Raw genomic sequence first — 12,750 nt, forward strand, 5'->3', positions numbered from 1 at the left:
TCTGTCTGGTTACCCAGTCCTGTGAGTGGAAAATGAAGTACGATTTTGGAATTATAGCTATTGGTGATGAAATAACTGATGGTGATATAGTTAATACTAATACAACCATTTTTGCCAAGCATCTAACTGCAAATGGATTTAATATTGGTTTTCATATAATCTGTAACGATAATGTAAAAGATATTGTATCTAGTATATTTTTTTTAAAAAATTCACATCATAGCATAATAACTATTGGTGGTCTAGGACCTACTGAAGATGACTTAACAGCAGAAGCAATAGCTACTTTTTCTAACAAAGAGCTAGTGCTAGACCAAGATTCTTGGATAAAGATAGAGCAAAGAATGATTAGAAAATATGGTAAAGTTACTTTAGGAGCAAAAAAGCAAGCTTTGTTCCCTGAAGACTCTAAAACTATAATTAATAATAATGGTAGTGCAAATGGTTTTAAGCTAGAGTTTGAAAAAAATAGATATATTTATGCTTTTCCTGGCCCCCCTAAAGAATGTATCCCTATGCTTGAAAATTTAGACTTTGAAAAACAAACTCACTATAAAAAAGTCATAAGAAAAAAATGGGATATTTATAGGATAGGCGAAAGTTTTTTAGCTGAAAAACTAGAAATAATAAAACAAAAATATCCATTTGTTAGCTTCAAATATAGGATTGCTGATCCTTATATCGAATTAAAATATTTTTACCCTTCGGAGTGCTCTCACAGCGAGAACGTAATTAAAGAGGTAGAAATACTACTTAAGCAATATTTATAGACTTTAAATGAAGTTGCTCTTTTTTATCTACAAATATAGCATCTGCTCCCCATGATAATAAAGTTTCAACCTCATAATCAGAGCAAGCTGAGTAGACAAACACATTGCCAAATTTTTTCCTAAGGTATTCTAACCTCTGCTGACTCAAGCAATCATAGTTTATAATTAATGCTAAATACTTATTTACTTGAAAGTGTGTGTATAAAATAGTGTTTATATAATTGAAATCTTCATCCCAGTTAGTTGTATAATACAACTTACCTTTTTGATATTTTTTATCCTGTTCCAAAAACTTCATTACAGAATTAGAGAAACTTGATATAAAAATTTTACTCTGAATCTCTGGATAACCATTCAAAACATCTAAAACTTTTGTGACAATAGTTTTTTCATATTCTAAACAATTTTTATTTATCTTTATTTCTACATTTGTATAAACATCATTTTTGGTAGCCCAATCAAGATATTCTTTAAAAGTTGGTATCGAACCCTTAATATCCAAAATAGGGTGTACAATTTCTAAATCTTTAAGCTTATCAATTGTCATCTCAGTAACTTCAGAATTTAAACTAGCCAGCCTTTGGCAAGTTTTATCATGAAACAAAAACAGTTCGCCATCTTTGCTCATTTGAACATCAATCTCAAACCATTTAAAACCATAGTTTTTAGCGTGTTCAAATGCTTGTATTGTATTTTCAACAAAATCCGTGTTTGCCCCACGGTGGGAAATAAATTTATCTATTTTCATATAAATATTGTTTAACATCTGCCAGTGGCGATTATACATGAACCACTGAATTTTAGTAAAACATTTTTTCAAACCGCTAAAATATATAAAACATAAATTGTTTTTTGTTTTTTTATAATATAAGCAATCGTGTTATAATTTCTGATAATTTGTAGCTAAATTTAATTAAATGATTAATAATCCTCAAATTTGCAAAAAACTAGCCTCTTTACTTTTACATCGTAAACTTATAACTAAAGAAAAGCTAGAAGAAGTCAGCCTTGAAAAAGACTTAGGCAAAACAGGTTTTTTAAGCTATTTAATAGAGCACGAAATAGTTAACAGCAGAGATTTTATGTTTGAATCTGCAACTTTGTTACGTTTACAATATATAGACTTAACTGCTATTAATGTTAAATTTCTACCACAAGAATTTTTTGATTTAGAATTTTGTGAAAAAAATAATTGCTTACCTCTTTTCATAAGAAAACACGTTGTGTATGTTGCAATTGCAAACCCACTAGACAGTCAACAAATATTAAAGACCTTACGTAACAAATATAATCAAGCTTTTATCGCAATAGTTGGTGAACTAAACCACTTAAAAGAAAAAATACTAGAATTTAATCAATACTTGAAAGATGAAGGTCAAAAAGCTGATGATTCCTCACTCAGTGAAAAAATGGAAAATGTCGAGCTTGACATTGACTTTGTCGATGAAGGAGAGCGTGAAGGAGATGCTTTTTTAGACACAGAAGATGATGAAGCTCCTATTATCAGATTTATAAACAATACTATAGTTGATGCTATACAAAAAGGAGCTTCCGATATACACTTTGAACCTTATGAAAAAAATTTCCGAATTAGGTATAGGATTGATGGCCTTTTAGTAGAGACATTTAACACGACAAAAAACTTAGGACCCAAAGTTATCTCTAGACTTAAAATCATGGCAAGTCTAGACATTGCAGAAAAAAGGATACCTCAAGATGGTAAATTTAAAATATCCCTCTCACGCGAAAAAGCGATTGATTTTCGTGTAAGTACTTGCCCAGTAAGTTTTGGTGAAAAAGTAGTGCTGCGTATTTTGGATTCTAGTAACACTCAAATTCCTATAGAAGCATTGGGTTTTTCAGAGAAACAAAAAAAGCTTTATCTAGATACTATACATCAACCACAAGGAATGGTTCTTGTAACAGGTCCTACAGGTTCTGGTAAAACTGTGACTTTATATACTGGAATAAATATTCTAAATAAAATTGAGAAAAATATATCTACAGCTGAAGACCCCGTGGAATTAATAGTAAGAGGCATTAATCAGGTGAGTGTAAATAATAAACAAGGACTTACATTTGCAGCAGCTCTTAAAGCCTTTTTACGTCAAGATCCAGACATTATCATGGTTGGTGAGATACGAGACATTGAGACCGGATCTATTGCGATTAAGGCTTCTCAAACTGGACACTTAGTAATGTCAACCTTACACACAAATAGTGCTCCTGAGACCCTCAATAGGCTTGTAGATATGGGGTTACCTCGCTATAACATCGCAACTTCTGTTACGTTGATTATAGCCCAACGTTTAACACGTCAGCTATGTCTAAAGTGTAAAATTAAGGATACCGAAACCGAATTTGCTATGCTTGTTGAAGATAGTGGGTTAAATGATTATATATTATCAGAAACATTTAACACTACACTTAGTGAAATAAAGAAAGCTGTTATATACAAACCTAATCCCAAAGGTTGCCCAAGATGTTTTAAAGGCTATAAAGGGCGTCTAGGATTATATGAAGTAATGCCTGTTTCTAGAGCAATATCAAAAATGATTTTAGAGGATAGAAACACTATGGAAATTGCTCAACAAGCACAAAAAGAAGGTGTAGCTACTGTTAGACAATCAGCTCTTGTCAGGGTTGCTGAAGGTTTAACGTCAATGGAAGAAGCATACCGTGTAAGTTAAGGAAAAAAGTTATGTTATTTGGAAAAAAAGATAAAAACACAATAACTATAATATCTTGGAGTTACAAGGTAAAGTTAAAAAATGGTAAGCAAATAAAGGGTTCTATTGATGCTGATACAAAAGAAAAAGCCGAAATCTTACTTAGACAAAAAGGCTATTCTGAAATTAAGCTCAAAAAGCAACCTAAAGATATATTTCCAAAAAAAATTTCATACCAAGATATTACTGAAATGACTCGTCAACTTGCTACTATGACAAAAGCTGGTATCCCTATTATAAAATCGTTTGAGGTATTTATAATGGGAATCAGAAAGCATCCTCGCTTAAAGATTATGACAATCCAACTTAAGCAGTCTATTGAATCTGGAGAATCATTTTCTAAGGCTCTTAGTCAATTTCCAAAACTTTTTGATAAGTTATATATAGGCTTGATAACAGCTGGTGAAGAATCTGGAAATCTTGATCTAATGCTAAATAAAATTGCTGATCAGCGGGAAAATTTACAATCTATCAAAAAGAAAGTTAAGAAAGCTCTATCCTACCCTATAATTGTATGTGTGATTGCTGCTGGGGTAACTGGTATTTTATTAACCTTTGCTGTACCAGCATTTTCAGCAATGTTTATAAACTCTGGAAAACCTTTACCAGCAATTACACAAATGACTGTTAATGCATCGAATTTTATGCAAGATGCTTGGTGGAAAATAATACTAGGAATCTTTATAGTTATTGGTGTTTATAAGTCATTAAAACTTAAATACCCACGGATCCAAATATTTCAAGACCACTTCATGCTTAAAATACCAATTATTGGAGAAGTGGTTTTCAAATCTGCTTTAGCACGGTTTTCTAGCACCCTTGAAATTACTGTTCAATCTGGTATGAGCTTAACTAGAGCTTTAGATATGGTTTCTCTAGCAACGGGTAATGCTAAATATGACCAAGCGGCTCTTGATATTAAAAAAAGTATTAATGAAGGAGCTTCTTTTAAAGATGCTATAGTTGAGACTGGTTGCTTTCCTTTTTTAGTAGAGCAAATGATATCTGTAGGTGAAGAATCTGGAGCATTAGAAACTATGCTTGGCAATCTAAATAGAGTCTATCAAGAAGAAGTAGATACAATTGTTGAGAGTCTAAGCTCAATGCTAGAACCTATCATTATGGTAGTTTTAGGTGGTGTAGTTGGTTTCTTAGTAGTAAGTATGTACATGCCAATATTTCAAATGGGTGATGCTATTTAAATTTATTTTTTGATATAAATTTGGTCATTTGCAACAGCAACCTTACTAATATACCAGTGCCAAATTGATAGCTTTTATTAAAATAACCGTATATGAAACTAGATAATGTAAGTATAAGATAATGTTAATTTTGAGATATTACAAAAATTTAGTATGCCATTTCCAGATCAAAGTGAAGAAAGTCTATGGAAAATTTTACTTACAGACGGTCGTCATATGGTAAAAGTACCATTAGAAAAGCAAAACCATATACATGGGCTTAAAAAACCTGACCAATATGAAAAAGAAGAACCAGGTTATTATTCTGCGCAAATTGAGGCTATAATAAAAATGCAAGCCACTCAAAAATGGAATGCAGAAAAATATAAAGAACTACACACTATTATAAAAACTAAAACGGGTGGAAAAGCTAATACTTCATCTATAAAACAGGGTTGCCAATGCAGCTATGATCTGGTAGATTACGAAACATCTAATGCTATAATGCAAGAATATATAGAAAATTCTAATGAGCTTAAACAAGAATTAGGTATCAACGCAACTATTTTAAATAAAATAAAATATGACGCTTCTAATGTTACGTTGACATCAGCTCAGCGGTACTCTCATCCAGGACAAAGAATATCTGGTTCATCACATAAAACAAGAAATATTTTAACCAATACAGATTCTTTTACCCTGTGTGAAGCTATTATGAATATATATAATCGAGATATTGATGGAATTGATTTCTACCATGATACTTGTACAAGAAAGAATAAGTTATTTAAAGCACTTGCTAAAGCTATACAAAACCTTGAAATATGTCACTTAGAAAATGACTTGAACACACGTACTCTTGGTGCGTTTGTAAAAATTGAAACTAACAAGTATTTGGGCGAACCTTGTATGTTTTACTACCCTAGCATGGGTGGAAATAGTACTAAAAGTCAGATATTTCAAGAATTAGAAATAGGCCTACAAAATGCTATATATGTGCTAAGTGGGACTTCCTCATTAGTAAAATATCACTTTCATGAGGAAAAAAGAGAGATCTCTGATAAATACATTGAACGTAACATGGATATATACGAAGTTAATAGAACCTTATGGATGCAAGAAGGCGGTATAAAAGAAAGAGATATAAATTTACAGAAACTCAATAATTATTATTGTCTCGCTACAAAGCAAAACTCCAGAAATTCAGGTCCTCACTACAAATGATACGTCAAAAATATACACATGTTAAATAATAAAAACTATAAGTAAAGGTTGATTATGTATGATTTTATATGGATGTTAGCTAGCTATTCAACATCCAAAGATGGTATAAATCCTATAAATAATGCCATAGACATGAGAGTAGGTGGTCCAACTTACCAAAATAACATCGATAATGGTTTTGTAGAAACTACTGTTGAAGAATATAGTTCTATTAAAAATAGATTACTAATTTCAAAAGACTCTGCTAAACAAGTATATGAAGAGATGACTGTCTATGGAAAAAAGAAGACTAAAGATAGTTATAAAAACGCTAAATTTATAGTGTCACGTACAGACAGTTATAGCCAATGTATTGAAGAGCTAAATACCGTTGTTATACCTGCTCTAAGAGATTCACTACAGCTAAAAAATAGTCCTTCTTTTAAAATGAAACTATTTTTTACTGGGCATGGAGAAACTTATCAAAAAGCAGGTGCATTATCAGCACACGAGTTAGCATATCTTTGTGCTAGCTTTTTCAATCATCGAGGCCAAGTTAATTTGTTGAAAAATGAGATTATAAATTTTGTAGAGTTAGATGTGTGCGTAGCTGGTCTTTATAATGAAGAATATAATAGTAGTCACATAAAACCTTTTGCTCAAGAATTTGCTCACAAGCTACAACAATATATTTATAATATGACTAGAATATCATATGTGAAAATGCCTTTCGGAAGAAATCCAAAAGGCGATAGAATAATGGAGTATTTACCTGCATATACTAACAAAGATAATAAAATAGGATGTAATAAGTATGGACAACCATACTTAGCTGAAAAAACAAATAACAAAATTGATATTACACACCCACTTTTAAATAAATCTTACATTTATGTAGATAGTGAAAATTTATTTTACGCTAAAAAGTTATTACTAGAGAGTAAAATTTCGGAAGATAACTATGAACATATAAATAATAATATGGAAGCTTTACTAGATTATACGTTAATGACTGTTAGCGAAATATACTCCACACTAATTAATAAAAATATTAATAAAAACAGTATGTACAAAAACAGCCCTATTATAGGCGATTCAGAAAATGCAATAAAAGAAACTTTATTGTTATTGGAACATATCCTCAACCTAGATGTAAATAAAACTTTTGATTGTATAAATAAAATGCATAAATGTGAAAACTTTAGTGAATTCTCAGAGATGCTCAAAGATTTATTAGTTAAATATTATAATGAAATAGATAAGAAACCATTAAAACAAATACCATTAACACCCCAAATTAATTTAGAGCAACAAAATCTCTCTCTAGTAGATATAAAACTTTATTGTATACAGATACTCAAAGATAAATATATATATAATTCTTTTCATAATATATTTAGTAACCATCATTATAATGACAGAGCTATTTTTGTGCTTAAGTTATTAGAAAATAGCAGCAGTATACTCCAGATAATGACTATTATTGAAAATGAAATTATTTTACTAGAAAGTGGAGTCTACATTAGGCCAGAACAGGATAAAAATTGTAATAATTTATATCTAGAAAATAATCAGTATAAAAAAAACCATAAAAGCTCTTCTATACAGCAATCATCTTACTACAATATTTTATCTAAACTAAAAAAGTATATAATTAGTTTATGTTAAAAGTGGTAAGTAAGTCTCTTGCTAAAAACATAACAATGTGCAAGAATAAAACCTTCATATCATCTATACTGCGGAATCATTAATGGAAAATATAACAAATGGTACAACTTCTTTTAAAAATAAGCTTTTGTTAACCATAATTTGCTATCTTTGCTACTTTTATACAGCCAATGTTGTTTTAGTTACTGGAGCTGTAATGCGTCCATTATCAGAATACTTTGATGATAGCAATATAGGTTTTGCTTTTACCTTTATTAATGTATCAATGTGGTTTGCTATACTTATAATTGGTTTTCTAATGAATAGATTTTCAATAAAACTTTTATTATTAGTCGCTGTAGCAATTGGTATTATGTCTTCACTACTTACAAGCATTTTCCCTTCTATGTTTACACTAAAGATATTACTAACTTGTGTGGGTATTACCGGAGGGCTATTTATGGCTATAAGTAGCTATATGATTGTACATATCTACAATGATCATAAAATAAGAGCTATGAATGTTATTTTTACTGACTTTTTCTTTAGTTTTGGTGGTGCATTAGTACCAATTTTTGCTGCATATTTAATTACGGAAAATTTCCAATGGTATACTATATACTCAATTTTACAAATAACAGCTATAGCAATTCTGTTATTATCAGTATTTTCTGACTTTTCAATACTTAATAGACACACTACCGACGTTAAAAGCTCAAACCTTAATCTGAATTTTTCTTCATGGAACTTTAGTTTGTATTGCATAGCTTTCTCCGCTTTTTTATTTTTGCTAGCTCAAATAACTATGACTAGTTATGCTCAAACATATTTCCAAGAAGTACTTGGATGGGGTGTCATAGATGCAAATAAACCATTATCATACTTTTGGACAGCTCAAAGTATAGGTTTATTCATAAGTCCATTGATAACTAGAGTAGTTCCTTTAAGGCTTATTCTTCCATTATTTACATTTGTAGGATTAATCGCATTATCATGTATTGTCTATATCCCTGATATAAACATAGTCTTAAAAGCTGCTATTATATTTGGTTTGTTTAACTGCTATATCTATGCTGGATTACTAGCTTATGGAACTTTCCAAATGCAGAATCCTCCACCAACACTAATAACTACTATTCTTCTATTTGGTACAACAGGTACAGCTTTATCAACAACAACTGGAGCTTTTATAAACAAATTTTTTGGCTTAACAACTGTAATGCATGCTGTGCTTATCTTTTATTTAATATCTTTTATATTGATTGTTTTTGCTGCTATTTATTCAAAAGAAAACATAAAGTCGATTGCCCACTAAATCCTTTTCAATGGTTTCTTACTCTTTATAACAAATATACATATTAGTTTTTTTGATAACGTTTATAAAAACTTTTTATTTTTAAAAAAATCATTAATAGCGTATAGTTATAAATAAGTAGATAATAATAAACAAGGTATTAAAAATGACAAAACATCTCTCTCTAAATGCAATTTATGGTGTCATATTTGTTGCATCAGTAGCTAGTATTGCATATTTTATTGCAAAAGTCCCAGTTGTTGCCAAACTAGGAATTAGTCCTTTAATTATTGGTATTTTACTAGGTATGTTACTAACTCACACACCTGCCAGTAAAATCATAAGCCAGTGGAAAGATGGTATAGTGTTCAGTGCTAAAAAAATACTTAGATTAGCTATTATCTTTTATGGCTTTAATTTAACTTTCCAACTTATAGCATCTGTAGGGTTAGCTGGTCTTCTAGTATCTATAATCATGTTAGTTTCAACTTTAGTGTTAGGAATAGCTATAGGCACGAAAGTTTTTGGTCTAGATAGAGATAGTTCTATATTAGTAGCTGCTGGTAGTGCTATTTGCGGAGCTGCTGCTGTATTAGCTGCTGAAGGAACGCTAAAATCTGAATCCTATAAAGCTGCTATGGCAGTAGGTACTGTTGTATTGTTTGGTACAATTAGTATGTTCTTATACCCTGTCTTAATGAAAGCTGGCCTTTTAGGAAATTTAGACCAAACACAGTACGGCATCTTTGCTGGTGGATCTATTCATGAGGTCGCGCAAGTAGTAGCTGCTGGTAGTGCTGTTGGTCATCATGCTGAAGAAATAGCTGTAACTGTAAAAATGATCCGTGTAATGATGTTAGCTCCTATGCTAATAATTATAGGCATATGGTTGTCTAGAACTGTAATTGATGTTGCACATAAAACACACACTCAACCTTCTACTGATTCTATTATGAAAATCATTCCTTGGTTTGCTATTGGATTTATTGTGGTGGCAGGATTCAATTCTTTAGATCTCCTACCACACTTTGCTGTACACTCAATAGTTCAAATAGACCAATTTCTTTTAGCTATGGCTATGACTGCTCTTGGCTTAGAAACTCATGTATCTAAGTTTATCAAAGCTGGAATTAAACCTTTATTATTAGCTTTAATATTATTTGCGTGGTTGTTTTTTGGTGGACTTGCTATAACTTACCTAATAACTGCTATAATTTAATGCTGGATACTAGAATCCTAGATTCTAAGTTAGTCAACGTTCAACAGCTGTGCATAACGTGTAATACAAGTTTATTTAAATCTACCTATGCTATTTTAGCAATAAATAATGTATCATATTAAAAAATTTAAAACTTTAAATTCTAATTATGAAGCCAATCGTAAATGCGATCACTACCACTGCCAGAAAAGCTGGAAAAATAATTCTACAAGCTCAAAATGACCTAAGCTCTATAAAAACTTCTAAGAAAGCTAATAATACTATCATGTCAAATATTGATATAGCTGTAGAGAACTTTCTTGTGGATAACATAAAAAAGCTAGGCTTTGATGATTATTTTATTACAGAAGAAGCTGGCGAATTCGGCAACAAAGAAAGTAAATTTTCTTGGATAATTGACCCTATTGATGGCACTAACAATTTTGTGCATGGTTTACCCCACTGCTGTATTTCTATAGCTCTTAAAAAAGATGATGAATTAGTACTTGGTGTAATCTATAATCCATTTTTGGATTTAATGTTTAGTGCATATAAAGGTCAAGGTGCTCAACTAAATGGTAAAAAAATCAGAGTGTCACAAAGTCAAGAGTTAGATGATACTTTGATATCAGCATCACTAAAATATTCACGTAAAACTTTTAATGATAGTTACGTAGCAGAATTAATAAAGCTTCAACAGCAAATTGCAGGCTACAGGTATTCTGGTAGTATCGCTATGGATATGGCATATTTAGCAGCTGGATATATTGATGGACTTTGGACTTGTAGTTATGTTGAATTATGGGATATCGCAGCTGGATATGTTATTGCAAAAGAAGCTGGTGCTATTATTACAGACATTAAAGGTGTTAGTGATATTCACAATTTACAAGTAATAGTTGCTGGGAACAAAAAAATACAACCAAAGCTTATAAAACTTCTAGCAAAACACGTTAAATAATGAATACTAGAGCTATTGCTGCTAAATCTATTACAGACATTTTAGCTAACAAATATTCTCTTTTAACTATCGATAATAAACTATCTAAATTACAAATAACAAATCAAGATAAATCTTTTATAAAGTTACTTTGTTACGAGTTTTTTAGAAATTATTATTCTATAGAAAGAATCGCTCAAAACTTTATAAGTAAAAATACTAAACCCAACATTAAAACTCTCATAATGCTTGGAACTTTACAACTTTTAGAAACTAACCAGCCTCACTACGCTATTATTAATGAAACTGTAAATGCTTGTAAAGATTTAAAAATTATTTGGGCAAAAAAACTTGTCAATGGGGTATTAAGAAATATTCTAAGAAATATAGAGCAAATTAAAATTCAATATTTAGAATACAAGCTTATAGATCTGCCTAACTGGATAATCAACATACTCAAAGAGCAATATCCAAAACACTATCTCAAAGTAGCTAAAGGTGTCAAATCTAAAGCTAATATGTTTATACGTCTTAATAGAAATAAAGACTCTCAATTAGTTATTAATTACCTAAAAGAAAACGATATCGCATTTTCTACTACTAATGTAGAAAACTGTATAGAACTAGAAACTGCTCTTGATATACAAAAAAATCGTCTTTTTAATGATGGTTATTTCACAGTACAAGATATATCTGCACAATACGCTGGTTGGATAATTAACCCTCAAAATAATGATACGATATTAGATGCATGTGCTGCTCCTGGTGGTAAAACTAGCCATATTTTAGAATTAAATTCTGAAGCTAAAATTACCGCTATAGATATTGTTGATAAAAGATTAGAATTATTAAAAAGTAGTATAAACAGAATTGCTCAAAGTAATAGTGTAAACGTAGTCAAACATGACTTGACTAAACCATTTGATGGGAAATTTAACAAGATAGTTTTTGATGCACCCTGCTCAGCTTTAGGAACTTTAAAACGAAATCCTGATATTAAGCTTTTACGCAAACCTAAAGATATTGAAAATATCCAGATATTACAGCAACAGATTTTACAAAACTTATGGGATAATAATTTAGAAGAAGACGGTTATCTTTTATACATAACTTGCTCAATACTAAAGCAAGAAAACCAAGATCAAATAGAAAGATTTCTAAAAAATAACCATGACGCTAAAATTGAAAAAATACAGCTTTTAGAAGAGTATAAAACAGATTTTGGTTACCAAATATTACCATTTGAAGAAAATGGTGATGGATTTTATTATTGTTTGGTTAAAAAATTATTAGCCCCTATATAAAAATATGTTTTTGTCTCAAACACATAATACTAAACGTTCTACATTTTATAGCATTTAATAGTACAACATTTTTTCAATTAATAACCATCCCATATACCAATATGAGTTACAGAGATTTTGTCTGCTCTAAAAATCTCTAGATTCTTTAGTACCACCTACCAGATAAAATTGTCTATGGATGATCAATTCCCATAAGATGTAACTAAAACATGTGGTTTTAGCTATAAGTGTCCTATTGAATAAATAGCTAAACTAAATCAACTAATTGGGAAGTTAAATAAAACTCTCAGAATGGATAATAAGATTTTTGACGAAAGCCAAAACTAATTATTTTTAACTAACGCTTATGAGTAAATAAAAAGATGGCGACTACCTACTTTCACCTGGGCAACTGCCAGACTATCATCGGCGTGTTGTAGTTTCACTTCTGAGTTCGGAAAGGGATCAGGTGGTTCCTACAAGCTATCATCGCCAAAACCTGAGT

10 protein-coding genes and 1 rRNA gene are annotated in these 12,750 nt (G+C 30.6%); 9 read left to right on the forward strand and 2 right to left on the reverse strand.

What is annotated here, in order from left to right; translation table 11 throughout:
- The first annotated feature begins 32 nt into the window (after nt 1–32).
- Nucleotides 33–770, forward strand: a complete 738-nt coding sequence (locus E3E15_RS04980; RefSeq protein ID WP_172106824.1) for a competence/damage-inducible protein A — start codon at nt 33–35, stop codon at nt 768–770.
- On the opposite strand, the gene E3E15_RS04985 is transcribed toward E3E15_RS04980, so the two are convergent.
- Nucleotides 754–1,518, reverse strand: coding sequence for a glycerophosphodiester phosphodiesterase family protein (locus tag E3E15_RS04985; protein ID WP_172106826.1), 765 nt, complete (start codon nt 1,516–1,518; stop codon nt 754–756). The two genes, E3E15_RS04980 and E3E15_RS04985, sit on opposite strands and share 17 nt — an antisense overlap.
- Nucleotides 1,519–1,687: 169 nt before the next feature.
- Here E3E15_RS04985 and pilB point away from each other — a divergent pair, with 169 nt between their 5' ends.
- From pilB to rsmB, 8 genes are all read left to right on the forward strand, one after another.
- Nucleotides 1,688–3,460 (forward strand): type IV-A pilus assembly ATPase PilB, encoded by a 1,773-nt coding sequence (pilB, locus tag E3E15_RS04990; RefSeq protein WP_172106828.1) that lies wholly within the window; start codon nt 1,688–1,690, stop codon nt 3,458–3,460.
- Between the two features lie 11 nt (nt 3,461–3,471).
- Complete coding sequence (locus tag E3E15_RS04995) at nt 3,472–4,701, forward strand: type II secretion system F family protein (protein WP_172106830.1); 1,230 nt, start codon at nt 3,472–3,474, stop codon at nt 4,699–4,701.
- Nucleotides 4,702–4,854: 153 nt separating this feature from the next.
- Entirely contained in the window at nt 4,855–5,904 is a 1,050-nt protein-coding gene (locus tag E3E15_RS05000; protein ID WP_172106832.1) for a hypothetical protein, read from the forward strand.
- A gap of 54 nt (nt 5,905–5,958) precedes the next feature.
- Nucleotides 5,959–7,551, forward strand: coding sequence for a hypothetical protein (locus E3E15_RS05005; RefSeq protein WP_172106834.1), 1,593 nt, complete (start codon nt 5,959–5,961; stop codon nt 7,549–7,551).
- 82 nt (nt 7,552–7,633) lie between these two features.
- A complete protein-coding gene (gene tsgA, locus E3E15_RS05010) occupies nt 7,634–8,845 on the forward strand; it encodes an MFS transporter TsgA (protein WP_081835919.1) in 1,212 nt (403 codons plus the stop codon).
- 145 nt (nt 8,846–8,990) lie between these two features.
- Nucleotides 8,991–10,043 carry a YeiH family protein gene (locus E3E15_RS05015; RefSeq protein WP_172106835.1) on the forward strand — a complete coding sequence of 351 codons (1,053 nt, stop codon included), beginning with the start codon at nt 8,991–8,993 and terminating at the stop codon, nt 10,041–10,043.
- A gap of 148 nt (nt 10,044–10,191) precedes the next feature.
- Complete coding sequence (locus E3E15_RS05020; RefSeq protein ID WP_172106837.1) at nt 10,192–10,983, forward strand: inositol monophosphatase family protein; 792 nt, start codon at nt 10,192–10,194, stop codon at nt 10,981–10,983.
- The gene (gene rsmB, locus E3E15_RS05025) at nt 10,983–12,266 is read left to right on the forward strand and encodes a 16S rRNA (cytosine(967)-C(5))-methyltransferase RsmB (protein WP_172106839.1); all 1,284 of its coding nucleotides are present in this window, start codon (nt 10,983–10,985) and stop codon (nt 12,264–12,266) included. Before E3E15_RS05020 ends, rsmB begins: the two co-directional genes overlap by 1 nt.
- Nucleotides 12,267–12,626: 360 nt before the next feature.
- Here the strand turns inward: rsmB and rrf are convergent.
- Nucleotides 12,627–12,742, reverse strand: a 5S ribosomal RNA gene (gene rrf / locus E3E15_RS05030).
- Nucleotides 12,743–12,750: the final 8 nt, after the last annotated feature.

This window comes from Allofrancisella frigidaquae, from assembly GCF_012222825.1.
GTDB classification, from domain to species: domain Bacteria; phylum Pseudomonadota; class Gammaproteobacteria; order Francisellales; family Francisellaceae; genus Francisella; species Francisella frigidaquae.

Coding starts and splice junctions, on each gene's coding strand:
- E3E15_RS04980 (WP_172106824.1), top strand. CDS start 33: ATGAAGTACGATTTTGGAATTATAGCTATTGGTGATGAAATAACTGAT.
- E3E15_RS04985 (WP_172106826.1), bottom strand. CDS start 1,518: ATGAAAATAGATAAATTTATTTCCCACCGTGGGGCAAACACGGATTTT.
- pilB (WP_172106828.1), top strand. CDS start 1,688: ATGATTAATAATCCTCAAATTTGCAAAAAACTAGCCTCTTTACTTTTA.
- E3E15_RS04995 (WP_172106830.1), top strand. CDS start 3,472: ATGTTATTTGGAAAAAAAGATAAAAACACAATAACTATAATATCTTGG.
- E3E15_RS05000 (WP_172106832.1), top strand. CDS start 4,855: ATGCCATTTCCAGATCAAAGTGAAGAAAGTCTATGGAAAATTTTACTT.
- E3E15_RS05005 (WP_172106834.1), top strand. CDS start 5,959: ATGTATGATTTTATATGGATGTTAGCTAGCTATTCAACATCCAAAGAT.
- tsgA (WP_081835919.1), top strand. CDS start 7,634: ATGGAAAATATAACAAATGGTACAACTTCTTTTAAAAATAAGCTTTTG.
- E3E15_RS05015 (WP_172106835.1), top strand. CDS start 8,991: ATGACAAAACATCTCTCTCTAAATGCAATTTATGGTGTCATATTTGTT.
- E3E15_RS05020 (WP_172106837.1), top strand. CDS start 10,192: ATGAAGCCAATCGTAAATGCGATCACTACCACTGCCAGAAAAGCTGGA.
- rsmB (WP_172106839.1), top strand. CDS start 10,983: ATGAATACTAGAGCTATTGCTGCTAAATCTATTACAGACATTTTAGCT.